This window comes from Pseudoalteromonas sp. FUC4 (assembly GCF_008370255.1).
Lineage (GTDB): Bacteria > Pseudomonadota > Gammaproteobacteria > Enterobacterales > Alteromonadaceae > Pseudoalteromonas.
In genome coordinates, this window is the sequence record NZ_SEUI01000009.1 from 14,780 (window position 1) to 36,448 (window position 21,669).

The 21,669-nt window shown below is 39.7% G+C and carries 22 protein-coding genes; 5 read left to right on the top strand and 17 right to left on the bottom strand.

The window, feature by feature from the left end; all coding sequences use genetic code 11:
• Positions 1-13 precede the first annotated feature (13 nt).
• From EU510_RS18625 to EU510_RS18640, 4 genes are all read right to left on the bottom strand, one after another.
• Complete coding sequence (locus tag EU510_RS18625) at positions 14-343, bottom strand: Bor/Iss family lipoprotein (protein WP_149594679.1); 330 nt, start codon at positions 341-343, stop codon at positions 14-16.
• On the bottom strand, positions 340-651 hold the full coding sequence (locus EU510_RS18630; RefSeq protein WP_149594680.1) for a Bor family protein: 312 nt from the start codon (positions 649-651) through the stop codon (positions 340-342). Before EU510_RS18630 ends, EU510_RS18625 begins: the two co-directional genes overlap by 4 nt.
• Before the next feature lie 183 nt (positions 652-834).
• Positions 835-4,413 (bottom strand): ABC transporter permease/M1 family aminopeptidase, encoded by a 3,579-nt coding sequence (locus tag EU510_RS18635; RefSeq protein WP_149594681.1) that lies wholly within the window; start codon positions 4,411-4,413, stop codon positions 835-837.
• A 9-nt stretch (positions 4,414-4,422) separates the two neighbouring features.
• Positions 4,423-5,304 (bottom strand): ABC transporter ATP-binding protein, encoded by an 882-nt coding sequence (locus EU510_RS18640; RefSeq protein ID WP_149594682.1) that lies wholly within the window; start codon positions 5,302-5,304, stop codon positions 4,423-4,425.
• Between the two features lie 187 nt (positions 5,305-5,491).
• Between EU510_RS18640 and EU510_RS18645 the strand changes: the two genes are divergently transcribed.
• Complete coding sequence (locus EU510_RS18645) at positions 5,492-6,169, top strand: nitroreductase family protein (protein ID WP_149594683.1); 678 nt, start codon at positions 5,492-5,494, stop codon at positions 6,167-6,169.
• Here EU510_RS18645 and EU510_RS18650 read toward each other — a convergent pair.
• Positions 6,162-6,470, bottom strand: a complete 309-nt coding sequence (locus tag EU510_RS18650) for an ArsR/SmtB family transcription factor (RefSeq protein ID WP_024594836.1) — start codon at positions 6,468-6,470, stop codon at positions 6,162-6,164. The two genes, EU510_RS18645 and EU510_RS18650, sit on opposite strands and share 8 nt — an antisense overlap.
• Before the next feature lie 287 nt (positions 6,471-6,757).
• On the opposite strand from EU510_RS18650, the gene EU510_RS18660 reads away from it, so the two are divergent.
• On the top strand, positions 6,758-7,102 hold the full coding sequence (locus tag EU510_RS18660) for a rhodanese-like domain-containing protein (protein ID WP_149594684.1): 345 nt from the start codon (positions 6,758-6,760) through the stop codon (positions 7,100-7,102).
• A 439-nt stretch (positions 7,103-7,541) separates the two neighbouring features.
• Here the strand turns inward: EU510_RS18660 and EU510_RS18675 are convergent, their stop codons facing one another.
• The 5 genes from EU510_RS18675 to EU510_RS18695 form a co-directional block, all read right to left on the bottom strand.
• Positions 7,542-7,682 carry a hypothetical protein gene (locus EU510_RS18675; RefSeq protein ID WP_262501251.1) on the bottom strand — a complete coding sequence of 47 codons (141 nt, stop codon included), beginning with the start codon at positions 7,680-7,682 and terminating at the stop codon, positions 7,542-7,544.
• Between the two features lie 37 nt (positions 7,683-7,719).
• A complete protein-coding gene (locus EU510_RS18680) occupies positions 7,720-8,265 on the bottom strand; it encodes a PH domain-containing protein (protein WP_149594685.1) in 546 nt (181 codons plus the stop codon).
• A gap of 87 nt (positions 8,266-8,352) precedes the next feature.
• Positions 8,353-8,970 (bottom strand): LysE family translocator, encoded by a 618-nt coding sequence (locus tag EU510_RS18685; protein ID WP_149594686.1) that lies wholly within the window; start codon positions 8,968-8,970, stop codon positions 8,353-8,355.
• Complete coding sequence (locus tag EU510_RS18690) at positions 8,971-9,153, bottom strand: hypothetical protein (RefSeq protein ID WP_024599480.1); 183 nt, start codon at positions 9,151-9,153, stop codon at positions 8,971-8,973.
• A gap of 180 nt (positions 9,154-9,333) precedes the next feature.
• A complete protein-coding gene (locus tag EU510_RS18695; RefSeq protein ID WP_149594687.1) occupies positions 9,334-9,732 on the bottom strand; it encodes a DUF3224 domain-containing protein in 399 nt (132 codons plus the stop codon).
• A gap of 91 nt (positions 9,733-9,823) precedes the next feature.
• Between EU510_RS18695 and EU510_RS18700 the strand changes: the two genes are divergently transcribed.
• Complete coding sequence (locus EU510_RS18700) at positions 9,824-11,602, top strand: ABC transporter transmembrane domain-containing protein (RefSeq protein ID WP_149594688.1); 1,779 nt, start codon at positions 9,824-9,826, stop codon at positions 11,600-11,602.
• Here the strand turns inward: EU510_RS18700 and EU510_RS18705 are convergent, their stop codons facing one another.
• A complete protein-coding gene (locus tag EU510_RS18705) occupies positions 11,603-12,235 on the bottom strand; it encodes an OmpA family protein (protein ID WP_002959537.1) in 633 nt (210 codons plus the stop codon).
• Between the two features lie 190 nt (positions 12,236-12,425).
• On the opposite strand from EU510_RS18705, the gene chrA reads away from it, so the two are divergent.
• A complete protein-coding gene (chrA, locus tag EU510_RS18710; protein ID WP_149594740.1) occupies positions 12,426-13,580 on the top strand; it encodes a chromate efflux transporter in 1,155 nt (384 codons plus the stop codon).
• On the opposite strand, the gene EU510_RS18715 is transcribed toward chrA, so the two are convergent.
• Genes EU510_RS18715 through speA form a run of 4 tightly spaced genes read right to left on the bottom strand, consistent with a single transcriptional unit; the run spans position 13,537 to position 18,558 of the window.
• Positions 13,537-14,796, bottom strand: coding sequence for a mechanosensitive ion channel family protein (locus EU510_RS18715; RefSeq protein ID WP_149594689.1), 1,260 nt, complete (start codon positions 14,794-14,796; stop codon positions 13,537-13,539). The genes chrA and EU510_RS18715 overlap by 44 nt on opposite strands.
• Complete coding sequence (locus EU510_RS18720) at positions 14,793-15,713, bottom strand: acetyltransferase (protein WP_149594690.1); 921 nt, start codon at positions 15,711-15,713, stop codon at positions 14,793-14,795. The genes EU510_RS18715 and EU510_RS18720 overlap by 4 nt, the downstream gene beginning before the upstream one ends.
• A gap of 25 nt (positions 15,714-15,738) precedes the next feature.
• A complete protein-coding gene (locus tag EU510_RS18725; protein WP_149594741.1) occupies positions 15,739-16,617 on the bottom strand; it encodes an acyltransferase in 879 nt (292 codons plus the stop codon).
• A gap of 60 nt (positions 16,618-16,677) precedes the next feature.
• Positions 16,678-18,558 carry a biosynthetic arginine decarboxylase gene (gene speA / locus EU510_RS18730; protein WP_024591379.1) on the bottom strand — a complete coding sequence of 627 codons (1,881 nt, stop codon included), beginning with the start codon at positions 18,556-18,558 and terminating at the stop codon, positions 16,678-16,680.
• Positions 18,559-18,756: 198 nt separating this feature from the next.
• Between speA and speE the strand changes: the two genes are divergently transcribed.
• The gene (gene speE / locus EU510_RS18735; protein WP_149594691.1) at positions 18,757-19,620 is read left to right on the top strand and encodes a polyamine aminopropyltransferase; all 864 of its coding nucleotides are present in this window, start codon (positions 18,757-18,759) and stop codon (positions 19,618-19,620) included.
• Positions 19,621-19,676: 56 nt separating this feature from the next.
• On the opposite strand, the gene EU510_RS18740 is transcribed toward speE, so the two are convergent.
• Together EU510_RS18740 and EU510_RS18745 are read right to left on the bottom strand one after the other, a co-directional pair.
• A complete protein-coding gene (locus EU510_RS18740) occupies positions 19,677-20,909 on the bottom strand; it encodes a hypothetical protein (protein WP_149594692.1) in 1,233 nt (410 codons plus the stop codon).
• Positions 20,899-21,522 (bottom strand): methylamine utilization protein, encoded by a 624-nt coding sequence (locus EU510_RS18745; protein WP_149594693.1) that lies wholly within the window; start codon positions 21,520-21,522, stop codon positions 20,899-20,901. The genes EU510_RS18740 and EU510_RS18745 overlap by 11 nt, the downstream gene beginning before the upstream one ends.
• Between the last annotated feature and the right edge of the window lie 147 nt (positions 21,523-21,669).

The window sequence follows — 21,669 nt, forward strand, 5'->3', positions numbered from 1 at the left end:
TCTTGTTTTATAGCTATTTAGCTTTAAATGGTACCTTATTACATTGTACTTCGACTGTTTTAGGGTACCAAGCTGGGCCGATTTGATTCACAACCACCTCAGCTAAACCATTAGTAAACGATTTATACGTATGAACGCTTTGCCACTCCCCTAGTGGACAATGTGTTGTTAAATCTAACGGCTCTGATCCCTCGTACAACGCAAGTGCAAAATTATGATGCCACTGTGAGCTTTGTACCGTTTTATTGCTTACTTTGCTTTGCGCTCCGTTATCAAAGTAAATATTTGTACATCCCGTTAATATAATAAATGTGCAACTGGCTACAAGTAGCTTGATACTCATAATGTTTCCCCTATTACTTGCTCTTGGCACCACACTTTAATGGTATGAGGCGAGTATATTCCAAGCGTAATTAAACTCAGCGCTCCATCACTAAAGGTTTGCTGTGATTGCATTTGAGTAACGTATGTACTTAAACAAACTTGTTTTACATCTACGCGTTGCTCGCCTACCAATCCCCAAAAGTAAAATGAGCGACTATCTTCGTAATTAGCTTGGCTCGTTATTTTTGCTGTTGCCTGTGGCTGAATGGTTACCGCAGAACAAGCACTCAGGCTTAATACTATCGCCCCTATAATTAATGGTTTCATACTCTTCCTTATAAACTAAATACCAGTAAAGTAACTTTATAAGAGAACATAAAATATTAGCGTAAAAAGCTGTGGGGAATATGTAGAATCGCTATGAAATTTTATACAGATTATTACACATAAAGGCCGCATAAATGCGGCCTTTAAAGTAGTCAGTTTAAGTGCTTAGTAAATAAATAGACGTTAGAATTTAGCTAAATTATTTTTACTGTCCTTGTCGACTAGCTTAATGTAAGGATCTACCCCCGCAAATAGTGGTTTTTCTTTTACTTTAAGCTCAATAGTATTGGTACCAGATACTATTTGATGCTTTTGCGAGTAAATAACAAAGTCTTCAGCGAGTAAGTTTTCAGGGTCGTCGCTAAATAATGCAATATCAATTAGCTCATCGAGTGGTTGCTCGGTTTCTTCACCTTGTCCATCGGCATGCTGCTTAGTTGCTTCAACGCTCAGTGTTACTGTATAAAAACCTTCGCCATCAACATCATCTGTAATCGACACTTCTTTCATTTCAAGCTCATAAAGCGTTATATATTTAAACTGATCATCAATAAAACGTTGTTCAGCTTGTGTTGCATCTCGCTTTAAATAACTAAGTAAATCAAGCGTAGTTGGGTATGGTGTTGATTGGTACTGAAACTCGTTTAAAAATGCTTTGAGTGCTGCATTTAAGTGTTCTTCACCTAATAGGTCATATAAAGCCATCATCGCGACTGAGCCTTTATTATAGTGAAGATACAGCTGAGACTGCGTTTTATAAAGCGGCATTTCTTCAAAAGCTTCGCCAGTACGGCCCATTAAGTATTTATCTAACTCGTACTTTAAGAATTTACGAAGCTTCTCGGCGCCAAAGCGTTTTTTTAGCACCATAAGCGCACTGTACTGTGAAAGCGTTTCAGAAATAACGGCACTGCCTTCTACATTAGCCGCCGATACTTGATGCCCCCACCACTGGTGCGCTACTTCATGTGCGGTAACATAGTAAGGGTAGTCAACTTTACTCTCATCTCTTAAGTCTGTAATAAACCCCATGCTTTCTGAGTAAGGGACTGTATTGGCAAAACTTTGAGCAAACGAGCGATACTTAGGAAACTCAATAATACGTAACTGCTTATGCTGATACGGGCCAAAGGCTTGTGTAAAGTAATCTATCGAGTCTTGTACCGACTCAATCATGCGGTCAACATTCCATGCATGATTTTTGTGGTAGTACACCTCAATATTTACCCCATTATGCTCAACCTTTTTGCTTTCAAGCTCAGCTGAAAGCACCGCATAAAAGTTTAAAATAGGTGCATCCATTTCATAAACAAAGGTGCGGCGTCCATCTTTTACACTTTCACTTTGTAAATACCCTGGGGTAATCGCAAATTGCGACTCGTCGGTGGTTACCGTCGCCTTAAAGTTAATAAACCCATTAGCGGCACCAAAATCACTTTGTGTATAGTACTGACTGTCTTCTAGCTTATGGGCACGTTCAAGCTCAGGTAAATCATGCTTACGGCGCTCAAATTTGTCAGCTACTTGTAAACCACGGTTATAGCCAAAGCTAGGAAGGAGTTCCAAATTATTAATAAACGTGCCATTGGCAACCAATTGTGTATCAGAGCCTTGATCAGTAAAGCCTGTATGATCGCGAGTAACCGACAGTTGCCCTTCTCTTACTTCGTTTGGCATAAGCGGCTGCTCAAACTCAAACCATGCTGAATAAAACGCTGGTAATTTTTCAACTATCTTACCGCCAGCCATGGCTACATCCCAACTTTTAGCGTGTTGAGGTGAGGTGATCAATACTCGCGTAATTGGCTCGTTAGAGGTATTGGTAAACTTAATTTTAGCCACGGCGTTTAAAGCGCGCCTTTTAGGATAAATATCAACAGTTAAGTCAACATCGGTCACCATAGGTAGTGCTAAGTCTTTGTATTGTGCAAACTGCTGCTCATAACTTATTTGCTTGTCTTGAAACTCATCGCTCGTAGTAAACTCATTCAAAACTCGCGTGTTGTTATAAATATTGTAGCCTGCACCAACAAACACTAATGCACTAACAACCGCAATCGCTTGCCCTTTTAACGACATATTATAACGAAGCATAGACAGGCGTGTGCGCAGCGTTTGTGAAGGACCACGATGCCACAACGCAAACCCAACAATCGCTAAAACAAGGCTTAACGCGCCCCAATATAATGTGTACCAATGCGCGCCTTGTAAAAAGTGCCCATAACCATTTATATCAGAATACGGTACACTACTGCTTTGCGAAAAATGATACATATGATGCTCAAACCCATAAGAGCCCATTACTTTTTGCGCTATGTAATACAAAATAAACAAACCCATTCCTACATATTTATTCGGGCTAATAATCTGTAAAAAGAAGGCGAGTACCGTCAGCATAATTAACGGTAAAATCGATAAATAAACAATCCTAAATAAATACTGTCCTAGCTCTAAATTAAACTGACCTTTAAATAACTGAACTGTAATTGTGAGTATCATTCCCACGAGGAACAGCCCAGAAATAGCGACGATTAAAGCCAGTATTTTTGACACCCAAAAAACACTATTATGCACCGGAAAGCTGTCAACAATATCGCCCATGCCACTTTGTCGCTCTCGCCATACAAGCTCAGCACTATAAAAAGCGATAATAACAAACAAAAATAAACCGGAAATACCACTAATGATATTGACCATATTCTGAGTTAAAGGCCAGTTAGTAGTGCCATAAGCACCAATAGGCGCAAACAGAGGGATCATAAGCGTTACAATGCTTACACCCGCTAAAATCATAAAAGGGGCACTAAATATAACTTGTTTAAGTTCAAATATACTGCGCATTATTAGCTGAGATTTAGTACTAACCCTCGCTGATTTATAATTTTTAGCGCTGTTGATAAGTGCAGCTTGTTTATTTTGTACAAAAGCAGAGACTTTAAATTGCTTCTTCTGTTTTTTAGTTACTATGCGATTGCTTAGCTTTCCAAGGCCAAAAAACATTGCAACACTGATTGCTACCCACAATATACGGTTAACTAAAAGGTCACCAGTGAGCGTTAGCACTTCTGTGTTTTTATCATTTACAGTCCAATAACGTGTTAAATCAATTAACGAACCAGAGCCAAATGGATCGGCGTAAACAACAATATTTCTAAATGCTAAATCATCAAAGTAAACGCCGGCAATTTGATAGGCTATAAAAATCACAACAGCTGCTACATACACCGACATCATGGTTTTAAAATAAACCGCTACACTATTAAAAATAGCCGAAAGCACCAGTAAACTTGGCACTGCTAAATAAAGATAAGGCGCAGCGTAGTACATTAGCTTATTAGGACCAATTAATTCGCCATCGAGCCAGCCAACTAATAAACCAAATTGCGACCCTAAAAACACACCCAATGGCACGCTTAAAAACACAATAAGTACAACTAAGTAAGAACCAAAAAAACGCCCTGCTTGATAAGGCACAGGATTAACAGGCTTACTAAATACCAGCTCATCCATTTTACTTTCACTATTGCGAATAGCAGAGCTTGCAACAAAGTTAACCACTAAAAACATAGCGAGTGTACAAAATGTCACGGTTAAAAGCATAATCGAGAAAGGCGAGTTCATATGAACATTCGCCCCACCAAGTGGAAATTTACTGCTGGAGCTTATAAAAAACGCCATAAAAAAGAAGATTAATGAGGTCACATAAAACGAAGGCTGGCGCATAAAGTAGCGCAGCTCAAACGCGAGCATATTAAAAAACATAACGCCTCCTTATCCTACTTGGCTGTTACGATGATTAAGCAGAGTAGAAAAATACACATCTTCTAAATTTGCATTACTTGCTTCAAACCCTTGTGGGGCTTGCTCGGCTAATACATGTAATATGGTTTGCCCAGCAAATAAACGTTTTGAAATAACAGGCAGTTGTGGCTCAAGTTCTTGCGCTTCTTCTTGGCTCATGGCTTTACGCCAAATTTGGCCTTGAAGTTTATCGGTAAGGGCAATTGGGTTACCCTCTAATAGTATTCTACCGCCTGCCAGCACCGCCATGTTTGGGCAAAGCTCTGCTACATCTTCAACAATGTGGGTCGATAATATAACTACTTTTTGCTCACCTAAGCTTACTAACAAGTTATGAAAACGATTACGCTCTTCAGGATCTAGCCCTGCGGTAGGTTCATCAACGATTAGTAAATCAGGGTCGCCTAATAACGCTTGAGCAATACCAAAACGCTGACTCATACCGCCCGAAAAACCACTTACCGCTTTTGAGCGATGTTGATATAAATTAGTGTGCGCAAGTAATCCTTCAACCGATTCTTTACGCTCTGCTTTATTATGAATCCCCTTTAAAACAGCCATATGATCTAGCAAGTCGTAAGCACTAACACGTGGGTATACACCAAAATCTTGCGGGAGGTAACCTAAACGTTGGCGCAGAGCCTGTGGGTCTTTAAATACATCAATGCCATCAAAAGTAATGGAACCTGAATCAGCCGACTGCAGTGTTGCAATGGTACGCATGAGCGATGATTTACCTGCACCATTTGGCCCAAGCAATCCAAACATCCCTTTGCCGATAGATAAATCAACACCTTGTAGTGCATGTACGCCGTTATCGTAGGTTTTAGATAACCCTGTTATTGATAGCATTTTTACTTCCTTGAATATGAGTAATTATTTTTATAATGTTTTATACCACAAGAAAAATAGGAACATAAGTTACTTACTGGTTAATTTTGTAACAACAAATAAACATAATTTAAACTCATAACACTTGCCTGTACTGTATTCACTCGGTATAAAAACCACATATACTTTTTATAAGAAGCGAAAAGCCATGCAAGATCACCAAAGCCAGCCATTAAACGATTTTATAGAATATCCACATGAAGAAATGCTAAATCGTGCTAACGAGTTTTTACAAACCAGCCAACGCCGCCATAGCATTCGCAGCTTTAGCGATCGCCCAGTACCAAAAAATATTATTGAAGCATGTATAAAAGCAGCTGGCACAGCACCAAGTGGGGCGAATCATCAGCCTTGGCATTTTGTGGCTATAAACAGTAGCGATGTAAAAAAACAAATAAGAGAAGCCGCAGAAAAATTAGAGCGTTCTTTTTACGAAGGCAGAGCAGGTGAAGAATGGTTAGATGCGCTAAAACCGTTAGGTACCGACGCCAATAAACCTTATTTAGAGCATGCACCTTGGCTTATAGCTGTATTTAGTCAAAAAAAGGGCGGCGTAAGCACCGATGATAAAAATACTAATTACTATGTGCATGAGTCTGTTGGCTTAGCTACCGGCTTTTTAATTCAAGCACTGCACCGAAGTGGTTTGGCAACTCTTACTCATACTCCAAAGCCAATGAGTTTTTTAACCGACATATGTAATCGCGATAGAGATAACGAACGCCCATACATGCTACTTATTGCAGGTTACCCAGGTGATGATGCAACAATACCTGCTCATGCACTGGATAAAAAATCTATTGATGAAATAGCTACTTTTATTTAGTGTTTTCTGCTCGGCAAAACCACTCATATAGCAAAGCAATGATCGACTCAACTTTTGGGTCGGTCAACGAGTAATAAATAGTGTGCCCTTCTCTGCGAGTAGCAACCATATCTGCCTTGCGTAAACTTGCTAAATGCTGAGATAACGCTGACTGTGCTAAAGGTACATTTTTATTTAGCTCACCTACACTTTGCTCACCTTGTAATAAACTACATAAAATCATCAACCGATTTTTGTTAGCCATTAATTTTAAAAACTGTTCGGCTTGCTCTGCGTTGACAGCTAGTTGTTCAATATTCATTTTTATTATTTCTCTTTTTTAATACCTTTTTAAGTATAGACTTTTACATTAGTAGGTTCTAATATAATTAACATTAGACTTTGCTAATATTAAGGCAATCACAAAATTAACGATGCCGTTTTATTAATCGGCGGAAGTGCTGTGGCGGTATCCGCGCTATTAAGTTACTTTATATAAAGTAACTTTCAGTTTTTAATGTTATTTATAAGTATTAACTTAATTCAACCTACTTACACCAAGTGGTGCACATTAATACCTTTTTTTAGAACAAGAGGATTTACAAACTAATGCTTACATCAATCCCTGACTTACTAAAAATTATCACACCTAACCAACGCCGTATTGACGCAGCGCAAGCAAAACTCGAGCTTGAACAAAATAAAGGTTTACTTATTGATGTGCGAGAACCTGCAGAGCACGCGACAAAAGCAGCTACTGACGCTATAAATATTCCGCGTGGATTACTCGAGATGAAACTAATGGAAATAGAAAAAGACGCAGCTCGCCCTATTTACCTGCACTGCGCAAGTGGTGCACGCGCAACGTTGGGAGCAGAAGCATTAACGCGTGTGGGTTATGAAAACGTGACTGTTATTACCTGTGACGCAAACCAAATATGTAGCGTATTTTAAGTATCTACTAAGTACTTATAATTATGCGCCTAACAAAGGTAGGTGTTTAACGCTGTGATAAGTCAGTGCTAATTTAATACACGCTTTAAGTGGGTACTCTAGTAATGGCTTTTCACTATTTAATACAATTGCCCTATTTCCTTCAAAGGTAAGATTATGAGAGTACAACTCTCTAAATGTGCTTACTAGCTTTGATTGGCAATGAAAAAACAAATAACACGATGAGCCCTTAAAGCCTACGCGAATGGGGCTGCCATTTATTGTGTTATGACTTGGCTCTTCCTACTTTATTGATACCAATCCGCAATAATACTTAATCAATTTGAGGGATTAAATCTGACGCAAACTGCGTTAAAAATTTCTGATATAGAACAACTAAATAACGAAATTTTTGTCTGGTTATCGACACGATTTTCTCACCTCAGAATAGATCACTTAATTAAGCGAATTGGTATGACTCCTCCACAGCTCCTAAGTTTTGCTCTTGTGCTACGGTATAAATTAACTCTCGTAATTGTATAAGCGTACTTTTAGCTGCCTCAGGATGATTATTAAATATATTTTTTATATCCGTATTCATAAAAATATCCTTATAAGCATTACAATTTTAAAACAAGTTACTTTTGCTGCCTTTCATCAAGTAAAACAAGTAGCATCTGCTCAATATTTTTAACGCTATAAGTAAGTGCTCTCAGTAGCTCTTTCTCACTTTGCTCTGTTGCCTGCTGCTGCGCTTTACCTTGATTAGCCAATACATCTTTTTGCTCAAGTATCGCCTCTCTAAACTCACTTGCATTAACTACACCAAGCAAAGACACTAAAGCACCATTTCCTGACTGCCCTGCTGTTTCAAAACTTAAACGGTACAATCCAAAAATTCGCATGAGCGGTCCTTGGCTTAACCCTACATCTGTTATTTTTTCAAGCGGAATAGATTTTTCTTCTTTAAATAATATGCCACGCTTAACTACCAATTTTTGTGGTAATAAATCAGCTGACATAGCTGCAAGTATTCGTCCGCCCACCAGCCATACAATCAGTAAAATGATAGGTATAAGCGGTATAGTAACAAGAGCCAACATTGCAAATAGCGAGGCAGTAACCATCCAGTATTGTTTTACTTTAGGATCAAAATTAGCACTTTTTAAAATAAGGTTACTCATTGGTTTATCCTTAATACTCTAAACATTTTATAGATTCAAAAAGCCAAACTTCACTTTTACTAATTGATTTATAGTGCTAATTAATTATTACACACTAAGCACTACCCTTATGGCTAGCATGATAAATACGACTCCCAGTATTTTATCAAGCCACGGGTTTTGTTTGGTAAATCCAAAGCGGTTTTTTGAAACCTCTGTCAGTAACGCCACCAGCAAGTACCAACCGGTATCAATTACAAACACGGTTAAGCACATAATTATGCCCACACTTAAAGTAAGTAGCTGAGGGTCAATAAACTGTGAGAACAAGGCTAAAAAGAAAATCGCGAGCTTGGGGTTTAAAAAAGCAATGGCAAAACCATCTTGTAATGCTTTAGCTGCACTTACCTCACTTTTTTGTACTTCAAGTTCGTCATTACTTGGTTTTGCTAGCAATATTTTTATACCTAAATACGCCAAATAGGCCGCACCTAAGTAAACGAGTATTTGATAAACAGTTGGAAACTGCATCATTAAAGCGCCTAACCCTAATAACGATGCACCGGCATACAAGCCAACGCCAGTACCATGACTGAGCGCGGCAAGCATACCGTTTTTCATACTACCGTTAAGTGAGTGCTTTAAAACCACCGCTAAACTTGGTCCTGGCGACATTGCGCCCATCATACAAATAGCCGCTAGGCTTAACCATACTGTAAATGTCATTTAAAGCTCGTCAGTTTCAATAAACAAAGTATAACCATGCACTTGGCCATAAAAGCCTGTCAATGGCACTGCGTTTATTACTTTCCAGCCATCTTGGTTTAATTCCTGTATGCGGTCATTCAGTGCGACTATATCTACCCCACCCAAAAAACGGGTCTTTCTAAATTCGATTACTTTTTGCATTTTAATCCTTGAGTGTCTTATACCAATTCGCTTATTTAAGTGATCTTTTTTGAGGATGGAAAAACGTGTTGATAGCTAGGCAAAAAATTCGCTATTTAGTTGTTCTAAAAGAGAATTTTTTAACGCAGGTAGCGACACGTTTAGGCCCGCAAAATGATTAAGTAATATTGCGGATTGGTATTATAAAGTGTATTCAAAATCGTAGTGGTGAATCCCTTGCTCAATACGTATTTTCATACTGCCCGTTAACCCTTCTAGCTCATGAGTGCCTGAGTCGGGAATTACATTTAAAATCAGGCTGTCTTGGCCTTTATCCATCGTGCCAAAATGCTGCAGTACAAAGCTGCCTTTTTTGCCGTCAAGCTCGCCTATTACTTGCTCTATGGCAACGTAACCGGCACTGCCTTGCGTGGGTGTCATGGCGCTTAGCATTTCGCCCTGGCTTGTAGCATTTAAGCTACCTTTAAATGTTTTATCTATCGACATGCGCCCTAAATTAACGCCGTTTTGGCCGCTTGCGTAGCCTTCTATTGGGGCTAAATTTACATTAAATTCTCCACTTACAGTTGCAGTAGTCATAACGTTTCCTTATTGATGCTAATATTTAAGAGTATTGATTTTTATTATCTTAGTGCCATATCTATACCTTAACCTTTAAAAAGAATCCACTATGTCAAAAACAACACCTAAGCCCGAAAAAACCGCTTTTAGTAGTTTATTACCTATTTTTGCTTTTATTAAACCGTATAAATGGATGGTAGTAGCGGCGCTTGCTGCCCTGTTAGTAACAGCAGGTGTTAACTTGTCATTAGGGCAAGGTGTTAAGTTTGTCATAGATCATGGCTTTATTGCAGGCTCTAAAGATCAGTTACAACAAGCTGTATTGGTGCTTATTGGTTTAATTAGTTTATTGGCCGTTGGCACATTTAGCCGTTTTTATTTAATGTCGTGGATTGGCGAGCGAGTCAGTAACGATATTCGCAAAGCCGTGTTTAATCGCATTGTTACTTTGCACCCAAGCTACTTTGAAGAAAACCGCAGTGGCGAGCTTATGTCGCGTTTAACAACCGACACAACGCTACTGCAATCAATTATTGGTTCATCATTTTCTATGGCGCTGCGCAGTGTACTTATGTTGGTTGGCGGACTTGCTATGCTGTTGTTTACTAATTTAAAACTTACTTTAGTGGTTGTTGCTTGCGTCCCGTTGGTATTAGTGCCGATGATGGTATTTGGTAAAAAGGTGCGCAAACTTGCAAGCTCCAGCCAAGATGCCATAGCCGATATAAGTACCTATGCCGGCGAGATCATACAAAATATTAAAGTAGTGCAAAGCTATAGCCACGAAGAACAAGAGCAGCACGCTTTTGCACTTGAAACCGAAAAAGCCTTTAATGTGGCTAAAAGCCGCATTAAACAACGCTCATTTTTAATTGCAGCGGTAATATTTTTAACTTTTAGCGCTATTAGCGCAATGCTGTGGGTCGGCGGCAGCGACGTATTAGCAGGTACCATGACTGGCGGTGAGCTAGGAGCCTTTGTGTTTTACGCTATTATGGTGGCAATGTCGGTGGCAACCGTTGCTGAAGTATATGGCGAACTACAACGCGCAGCAGGCGCAGCTGCAAGATTACTTGAGTTACTTGCTGTTAAAAGTGAGATAGAAAACCCACTAAATCCACAAGATAGTAACTTACTAAAAAATAGTAACAGCCCTGCTATTACGCTTGAGAATATAAGCTTTAACTACCCTTCTCGCCCAGACGTAAGCGCACTTAATAAAATAAGTTTAAATATACTTCAAGGCCAAACTGTGGCTATTGTTGGCCCTTCTGGCGCAGGTAAAACAACCTTATTTGAATTGCTACAGCGCTTTTACGATCCGGCTAACGGAGCCATTAAATTTAAAGAGATAAACATTAAAGAATTATCTCTTAATACCCTCAGAGGTAAAATGGGTATGGTCGCGCAAAACCCTATCTTGTTTAGCTCCGATGTAATGCATAACATTCGCTACGGCAACCCAAATGCAAGTGACGAGCAGGTATATGCCGCTGCCAAACATGCCCATGCAGATGAATTTATTAAACAATTACCGCAAGGTTATAACAGTTTTTTAGGTGAGCAAGGTGTCAGGTTATCGGGTGGGCAAAAGCAGCGTATTGTACTGGCACGCGCTATTTTAAAAGACCCTGAAATACTCCTTCTTGATGAAGCCACCAGCGCACTCGATGCGCAAAGTGAGCACCATGTACAAGCAGCGCTTGAGCATTTAATGCAAAACAGAACAACGTTAATTATTGCCCATAGGCTGGCAACGGTTAAACATGCCGATGTGATTGTAGTCATGGAAAATGGAAAGATTATAGCAACGGGCACCCACCAAGAATTAGTGGCAAGTAACCCGTTGTATCAAAAACTGTGTGAATTACAGTTTAATAAAGACTAATTATTCTTCTGTGTTTGGCACTATTTGAATTTCTACACGGCGGTTTTGAGCACGGCCATTTGCACTATCGTTAGTCGCAATTGGACGTGTTTCGCCATAACCCATAGTACTTACACGCTCAGCCATAATTTGCTGGTTCACTAAGTAGTTTTTAACGCTTTGAGCACGTTCACGCGATAAGTTCATGTTGTAGCTGTCTTTACCTGTGCTATCTGTGTGGCCTTCAATACTTAGGTACGTTTTTTCGTATTTGTTCATCACTTTAGCAATAGCATCTAAGGTATCGTTAAAGCCAGACGAAATATAAGATTGGTCGGTCGCAAACGTAATATTAGATGGCATAACTAAACGCAAGTTATCGCCTTCACGTACAACTTCAACACCAGAGCCTGCAAGTTCATCACGAAATGCTTCTTCTTGCTTATCCATGTAGTTACCAACTGCAGCGCCAGCTAGTGCGCCGATAGCAGCGCCTATAAAAATACGCTTATCTTTATGGTTACTTGTTGCTTTACCTAATACGCCACCCGCTGCCGCGCCAATAGCCGCACCTTTACCAGTGTTATTCATTTCACAACCAGAAAGTAATACAGCTACTACGGTTACGCTTAAAAGTGATTTAGTTAAAGTCATGGTGATACCCTATTCATTAAGAATTTAGCAAGAGTATGCAAATACATGTATGAACAAACTATGAAGAGAGTGTTAAAAGCAGCGCATCTTGCTTGATTGTTAAACAGACCTCAAACTAATGTGCCGTTTTAATAAAAATGTCATACTACGCTGTGACAATTTAATGAATTTTACAAAGGATATTGGCGCAATGTTAATTGCTATTTTTAGACAATTTTTTTTACTAGGGTGCATGAGTTTTGGTGGCCCCGCAGCGCATTTAGGCTATTTTAAGCGCCACTTTGTAGACTCGTTAAATTGGCTAACTAACACCCGTTACGCACAACTTATTAGCTTAAGCCAAGCATTACCAGGCCCAGGCTCTAGCCAAGTTAGTTTTGCTATTGGTGTTGAGCGTGCAGGAGTACTGGGTGGTATAGCTGCTTTTGTAGGCTTTACCCTGCCTTCGTTTTTAATAATGGCGCTACTTGCGGTTAGTGCCCATCAGTTTGACGCTGTTTACTTTGCTATTATTGCAGGCTTAAAATTATTTGCGGTTGTTATAGTCGCTGATGCAACACTTAGTATGGCTAAAAGCTTTTGTACAAGTTCTGCCCTTAAGTTACTTGCGGTAATGAGTACACTTGCCTTGGTGTTATTTCCAATGATGGGAACTCAAATAGCGATTTTAATCACCGCTGCAACAGTAGGTGCTATATGGCCTTTATTAAAACTTGGCACAGTAGCAGACGATGTTAACAGTAAAAACAGTAATATTAATTGGATTGCACTGGGGTTATTTGCGCTCTTACTTGGGGTTGGCTTTATTCCACTAGGGCATGAGTTTGCTTTGTTTACCCCTTTTTACCAAGCGGGTGCAATGGTGTTTGGCGGCGGACACGTAGTACTGCCGGTACTTCAAGCTGGCGTACCAGCATTGAGTGATGATCAGTTTTTAAGTGCTTACGCGAGTGCACAGGCAGTGCCTGGGCCTATGTTTACTATTGCTACTTACTTAGGCGCACAACTTACTACTGAGCAACCTTTAGTGGGTGCCCTTATAGCTACACTGCTTATATTTATGCCTGGTTTTTTACTTATACTGGCGTTTCAAAAGAGTTGGATTAATTTGGCAAGTAAGCCACGTTTTGCAAGCTCAATTGCAGCGCTTAATGCTGCGGTAGTCGGTTTTTTAGTGGCCGCATTGTATTCACCAATTTGGGCATCGGCTGTGCATAATCTTTGGCAGGTTGCGTTAGTAATAATTACATTTGCATGGCTGCGATTTAAAAAGCCACCTATTTGGTGGCTCTTAGCTTTATTTATTGCTGTGGGTCTTTTGCAGCACTATTTGCCATCACTCTAAATGTTGGCTTATCTATTTGTTGCTCGTTAGGAGGGCTTAATTGCCCACTAACACTTTGATATGCCCTAAGCCCAAACACAGGCAATACCGCAAGTAAATGATCCATTATTTCGGCTTGTAAATGTTCGTACGAAATCCAGCGTTTGTCTTCACTAAAACAATAAAACTCAATCGGTAACCCGTGGTTCATTGGTTGTAGCTCTCGTACCATTAACGTAAGCGACGTATTAATTTTACTGTGCTGCTTTAAATAGCCCTCAGCATAACGACGAAACAGCCCTAAATTAGAAACTTGAGCGGGTAATGTCGTCACTCGGATATAGTCGTGAAGCGGAATAGCCGCATCTATTTGCTTTCTAAATTCATCACTTACTAAACAAATACTGTGCATATCAATATTGAGTGAACGTTTAATACGTCTACCGCCTGACTCTTGCATACCGCGCCAGTTTTTAAACGAACCCGCAACGAGCATATAAGTTGGAATTGTTGTTATGGTGTTATCCCAGTTACGGACCTTTACAGTGTTTAAACCCAAATCAATTACTTCACCATCAGCGCCGTAGTTTTCTACTTGAATCCAATCACCATAGGTTACTAGGCGATTTGCTGCTATTTGAATGCTCGCTACAAAGCCTAAAATAGTGTCTTTAAATACTAATAACGTAACAGCAGCAATAGCACCAAAGCCAGAGAGAATATAAGTGGGAGATTTCTCAAGGAAAATACTTACAATTAAAATAGCACACACAATAAAGGTTACTAACTTAACAACCTGAATTAAGCCCTGAATAGGGACTTCGCGTGCAAACTCCAATTGGTTATAAATAGAACCCGCAATACTTACAATACTGCTAAAAATAAAACCTACATGAATAATTAGTATGGCTTGGCCAACCGTTTTCAAAATTTCAGCGGTAAGCTCATTAACCGGATAAACACTGTCAAAGGTCGCCAAAAATAATACAGAGCAAAGCATACCTGCAATACGTCTATTAAGCTTATTAAGCATAGGCGACAACAAACCAATACGTTGAGGCGAAAGCTTAGTTACCACTTTTTGAATGCCTGGTAACATTAACCTACGAGTAAATAAGTAAACAATTAATAAAGAAAATATCCCTATTGAGACTGCGGTAATAGAACTAAGAAAATCCGCATCGGGTACTTTTTCAAACCAAGGAGCTATTAACTCCTGAAGATGGGTGTTGGTCATAGTGTTTCAATTTCCTTACTGATTTGTGGTTCAGGTAAATCTTGTTGAGCATAAATGTCGGCAAGCTGCTGGTCTTTAGCAACCCATAGCTCATTCACATAATGTTGAAAATTAACTTTAAATATGTCATCGCTTTGATAGCTGCCCTGCATATTGTCATTAATGGGCGTTACGTCTATTGAAATATAAATAGAATCTAGCTCACCTTTGAGTAGGTTACGACAAACGTGATCTGTTTTACCGCTATACACTAAATTTGTATTTAGCATGGCGTCAAATTGGTTGGCTAATACTTCAAGCGCAAAAGCAATGCCGCCCGCCTTGGGTTTTAATAAGTGCTTAAAAGGACTTTGTTGGAGATTATGCTTGGCTGGCGTAAAGCGTGTGCCTTCAACAAAATTAACGATAGTAGTAGGATAGTGACGAAAATTGCGACAGCTGTGTTTTGTGCGCTCTACATCTAACCCTTTCAACTTTGGGTTTTTAGCAAGCTGTGCTTTGCTTACCCGTTTCATAAACGGCATACCCATAGCCCACGCACCAGTGCCAATAAAAGGCACGTATTTTAATTCATCTTTTAAAAAAAATTTAGGGGCTGGCAATGCATGTAATGAGCTAAGTACGGTTATGTCTAACCAACTCGTGTGATTACATATAAGTAAATACCAACTTTTTGAATTTAAATCGCCACTTATATCAACCACAATATTAGGACAACCTAGCCACAAGCCAAACCGATTGCCATTACACCACCCTCGATAAGCGCTGTGCAATAAAGAGTTAACAACAGACAAAGGCAGTAATAACTTAATAAGCCCTAGTACAAACACCAGCGAGCCAAAAAGCATTACATTAGAAAACAATACGCAGCCCACAATTAAGCCGTTAAGCCAATTTGGTAACCACTTTTTTAGCATAACTGTAAGCTCATATTTTTGCCTTTTATTTGGGGTGTTTTTCGAGCGATTGTAATGTTTGCTCTTTGTTTTCCCATAAACGATTTAGCTCGCTTTGAAAGCGTACTCTAAATTCAGAATCGCCGGTGTAGTCACCAATAAGCTCTTCGCTTACAGGCCTCACTTCCACATGTACGTTAATATTTTTTACCTTACCACCTGCAAAATCCATGAACGTAGGAATGCCATCTGGGTAATGAATGGTGACGTTAACCACTTTAGTAATTTGCTCACCCATCGCTTGCATTACAAAAGCAATACCGCCCGCTTTTGGTTTTAATAAATGTGGAAACGGGCTATTTTGGCGCGCGTGCTTTTGCGTAGTAAAACGAGTGCCTTCTACAAAGTTAACCACACTTACTGGCATCTCTTTAAATTTTTCGCAGGCTTTACGCGTGGTTTCTAAGTCTTTGCCACGCAGCTTTGGATTCTTTTTTAATTGGCTTTTACTCGTGCGAGTCATAAACGGAAAATCAAGCGCCCACCAACACAAACCTAGAATAGGCACGTAAATAAGCTCTTTTTTCAAAAAGAAGTTTAAAAATGGAATTTTACGGTTAAACACGCGCTGCAATACTAAAATATCGACCCAGCTTTGGTGATTTGCAATTACTAGGTACCAATCCTTTAGTTTAAGTTCTTCAAGGCCAGTTACATTAAGTTTAGTTGGCGTAAATAACTTTTGATTTAAGCTATTAAAGGTCACCCAAATAGTTGCAAATTGCTTTGCAGCCCAGCTCATAATCTTTTGTAGAGGTTTAATAGGTATAAGCTTTATAAGCCCACAAACAAAAATAGGCACAAACCAAAAAAGTGTGTTTATTGTGTAAAAAATAATACTAAATACACTGCGAATAACTGACATTACTTCCATTCCTTTAAACATTGCGCAGCCACTAATACTGCGCTTTCAGTTGCTTACAAATTAATCTTCAAAATAGGTATAGCCTTCAAGGCCTGCATTAAGCTCAGCTAAGTAACCTTCTTTACACTGCGTCGATACATCAAGTTTATTAACTTGGTACGCAAAGTTGTCAGCTAAAATGGCGCTATCATAGTCAACAAACTTTAATACATCCTTAACGCTATCACCTTTTATGGCATTGGTTAACACATAACCTTCATCGTTAAGCTCTACATGCACTGAATCAGTGTCACCAAATAAGTTATGCAAATCGCCTAAAATTTCTTGATATGCGCCCACCATAAACATAGCAATGTGGTATTGCTCGCCGTGTTTATATTCTGGTATTGGTAGGCTAGTTTCGATACCAGCGCCTTCAACGTATTCGCGGATTTGCCCGTCAGAGTCACAGGTAATATCTTGAATAATCGCGCGCTGAGTCAATGGCTGAGTTAAGTTCTCGATTGGCATTACCGGAAACAACTGCTGAATACCCCATACATCAGGCAATGACTGAAATAATGAAAAGTTAACAAAGAGTTTATCTGCAAGCTTTTCGTTTAAATCGTCGAGTACTTCACGGTGTGCGCGCGCGTTGTTACTAAGCGATGCACGTACACGGTGTAAAATAGTAAAGTAAAGCTGCTCTATTTTCGCCCACTCTAACATGCTTACTAAGCCATGCACGTACTGATCGTGCGCTTCGCTAAATAAGTGCATAGCGTCGTGATAAATCTCAAGTGCCATACGCGGGTTTAAACGCTGTAAACACTGCCACATTTCATCAAGCACTAATGCGCTATTTTCAAGCGGTGGCTCTGGATTTAAATGATTTGGCGCTTTTTCTACGTCAATTACATCGGTAATTAATACCGCATGGTGAGCAGTTAAAGCACGCCCAGATTCGGTGATAATAGCCGGATGCGTAAGGTTATGCTGATCGCACACCTCTGCAAATGCATTCACTACATTACGCGCGTACTCTTCTACTGTGTAGTTCATTGAACACGCACTGCGCGACCCAGAGCCCTCGTAATCAACGCCTAAGCCGCCGCCCACATCAACGGTATTTAACGGTACGTTTAATTGTGTAAGCTCAGCAAAGTGGCGTGCGCATTCACGCAAAGCACGGTGAATATCACGAATGTTGGCAATTTGAGAACCTATATGAAAATGCACCATTTGCATTAAGTGCAGCTTATTATGCTTTTTCAGTACTTCAACAGCACTTAATACTTGGCCTGCCGTTAAACCAAACTTGCCTTTTTCGCCGCCCGTGTTTTGCCACTTGCCTTTGCCTACTGAGTTTAGGCGAATGCGAATACCAATAGCAGGTTCAATGCCTAGGTTGTCTATTTCTTCAAGTAGTGTGGTCAGCTCTGAAAGCTTCTCTACCACAATTTTTACGCTGTGGCCCATGGCTTGACCAATACATGCTAAGCGTAAAAATTCACTGTCTTTATAGCCGTTACACACAATAGTGATTGGCTCTTTTGCTACGCCCAAAATAGCCATAAGTTCTGGCTTTGAGCCTGCTTCTAGGCCAACAAGTCCACTTGGGTGCGCTAATAATTTACTCACAACAGAGCGCTGCTGATTGACTTTAATTGGATAAACGCAGGTATATTTACCGTTATATTCACGATTTGCTCGTGCTTGAGTAAATGCATTGGTAAGCGTATCTACCCGATTTTTTAAAATATCGGTAAAGCGCACTAAAACCGGCAACGTTAAACCTTGTTGTTTAAACTGCTCAGTTAATTGCGTTAAAGAAATGGCCGGTTTTGTTTGGTCGCCATCTGGGTAAGCCACCAGTTCGCCTTGTGCGTTAATATCAAAATAACCATCACTCCAATGAGCAACGTTATAAGTGGCGCGTGCTGTTTCTAAACCCCAGGTCATGGCAACTCTTCTTTAGTCAATTAGGTATAAAGGCGCATTTTAATACGTCACTATCCACTAGGCTAACAAAAATTGAACTTTCACTCACTCCTAACTAACTTTATTCGTCAAATCAGTTAAAATGTCATTGAGCAAAACGCCAAGCACTGGCAGAATTGCCCCTTTTTCATACTCAACCTAAAAAGTGTAATAGTAACTATGGCAAATTTAGATCAAAGTAAGTGGTTTACTGAAATTAGCGACCGCGATGGCAGCGCATTTTCATTACGTATTAATAAAAAGTTAGATGAAAAACAGTCTCCTTTTCAAAAGGTAGAAATGTTTGAAACCACAGACTTTGGTAATTTAATGATCATCGACGGGTGTACTATGGTAACAACCCGCGAAAACTTCTTTTACCATGAAATGATCAGCCACCCTGCACTTTTAGCGCACCCAAACCCTAAAAACGTCGTTATTATTGGCGGCGGCGACTGCGGTACTTTACGCGAAGTATTAAAACACCCAGGCGTAGAAACTGTAACGCAAATAGATATAGACGAAGTAGTAACGCAAATGTCGTTAAAGTACTTCCCAGAGCTTTGTGAATCTAACAACGACGCCCGTGCAACGGTTATGTTTGACGACGGTATTAAATACATGCGCGAAGCCGCTGGCGAATCTATCGACGTGGTTATTGTTGATGGCACCGATCCGGTGGGCCCAGGTGAGGGCTTATTTAACCATGCGTTTTACACAAGCTGTTTAGATGCACTGCGCCCAGGTGGTATTTTAGTACAACAAAGTGAATCGCCACTTATGCATATGCCATTATTAGTTGAAATGCGCGAAGCAATGCTAAGCGTAGGCTTTAACGATTTACAAACACTGCCATTCCCACAACCAATTTACCCAAGTGGTTTATGGTCGGTAACACTTGCACGTAAATCACAAGCATTTAACGGTTTCAGAGAAGATGGCGCAGCACAAATAGCCGAGCAAAGTGAATACTACAACAGCGGTATTCATCATGGTGCACTCGCTACACCTAACTACATGAAACGCGCTTTTGATAAAAAATAATACCAATTTTATTAAACTAAAAAGGGAGCATTTAAATGCTCCCTTTTTTTATACTTTTAAAAACGCCATTGCGCATTTAGCATTATTTGCTGCTGCGAGATTCGTTCATTAAATCCAATTGGCTCTCTGTTTTTTGCAACACTTTTAAGTGCAGAACCCTCAACCCCTATTTGCAGTTTATTAGTGAGCTGGTAGCGCCATGTTGCGGTTAAACCTTCCCCATTGCTTGCATTAGGATCAAACGCAGTGGTGTCGTTATCTGTCACTTTAAAATAATCATAGCGAACAGAAACTCGATGCTTGCCTTCTTTATGGCTTAACATTAAATAATGGCTGTAAAAGGCATTATCTATTAAAGCATTAGCGCCCATTTCGGTTTTACCATTGAGCACCTGTGCTATAAAGCGAGTTTTACTATTAAGCTTATAAAGCCAAGCGGCGCTCGTAAAGCGAGTATCCCAAGCATACTGTCCTGTACTAATATTAAGTGTGGTTGGGTCGCCATTATTGTTGTAATAATAAATTCGAAATTGTGATTTTTTTAAGTAATCCCAATGTACGCCAGCGTAATAGCCAAAACGCCCGTCTACCTCTTCAAACGGTAAAACCTGGTTAGCTTGCCAACGTAATTCATACTCATTAAATGCCGCTACAGGCGCAAATTTAACACTTTCGTTAAATGTAGTTTGTCTATCGTGTAATGCAAAACCACGCCACGCAAGTAAAGTACCTGCTGGGTCATTGCCTTTAAATGTTGCACCTACAAAGCTAAAGCTATGAGCGCTGTTAAAACGTTTTGCTGGGCGCTTAATAGTTATCTCTGCACCAACAGTGCGTACTTCTTCGCCAATCCAGCTATTAATAGCTGAGTTTGTATAGTTATAAGGAGAAGTCCACCCTATATCAGGGTTTTCAAGCGACATAAGTGGGTAAAAGCCCCCTACGCGCATGTGCCATTTATAGTTGCTGTTAGATAGCGGCTGATACTTTATATAAGCCTGCGTAAAACCAAGGCCAACGTCAGGATCTTGATTCGCATTTAGCACCCCATGAGCCGACCAACTAGATGCTAAATCAACATTAAAATCTAAAATACCTTGGGATAAAATAAGTTCGTCGCTTTTAGTATCATGTCGATATAGCCCAAGGCCGCCCTCTTGGAAGCTACGTATATCGCCACCCTGCACGGCTCTAATTTGTATCAAGCCTTTTACTTGTGCATACAATGCATTACTAAAACATAAAGCACCGGCTAAAAATGCCAGCCTCATTAAGCGATTAATAGTCATCAAATTCATCCGTAGCAAAATCAATTTGCTCCGCAATTTCCTGCATTACTTTATAAGTAATAGGGTTAGTAGCCACATTAATAGTTTGAGATTCAACCTTACTAATATCACTAAACCCAGAATGCCAAACACTTAACGTGTATTCGCCTGCATTGGCATTTAAATCAACATTCCCGTTTTCATCAGTGATTGCAAAAATAGTACTATCTACCACCACAATATAACCTAACATCCAATCATGAATATTACAGCCAAGCTCAACAACCCCTGTTTGATCAAAAGTAATGGGCGCTTTTGGGTGCTCCTTATATAGCTTTAATTCAAATGTTTTAGCTTTAGAAAATGAATAAACATGATGCATAATTGAGTCCGCATTCGGAAACTCTACCTTTGCATTTTGTGGGACAACTAAAATACGCGGCTTAAATTCTCGATTTTGCTGGGTCATCGCATAAGGTGCTTCTGGAGGAATAACGCTAGAGGAATCTCCTGCAGTTAGCCATACAACAGCATTAGCTAATGGGTCGTTATTAGCATTTTTAATTGTTATATTTGCTGCAAAAACTCCAGTACTAACACTTAGTAAAAATACACAAAGTAAGCTTTTTATCATTTTCTTGTCGCTATTATCAATTTGTTTACATTATAGACCGATTAAGCCACCAAATTCTTTCTATTTTTTAAAACATTGAATACGTATGTAGGCAGTCGTATTAATCATCAACAGTCATTATCCTTAAATGTCACCACCGACTCATCT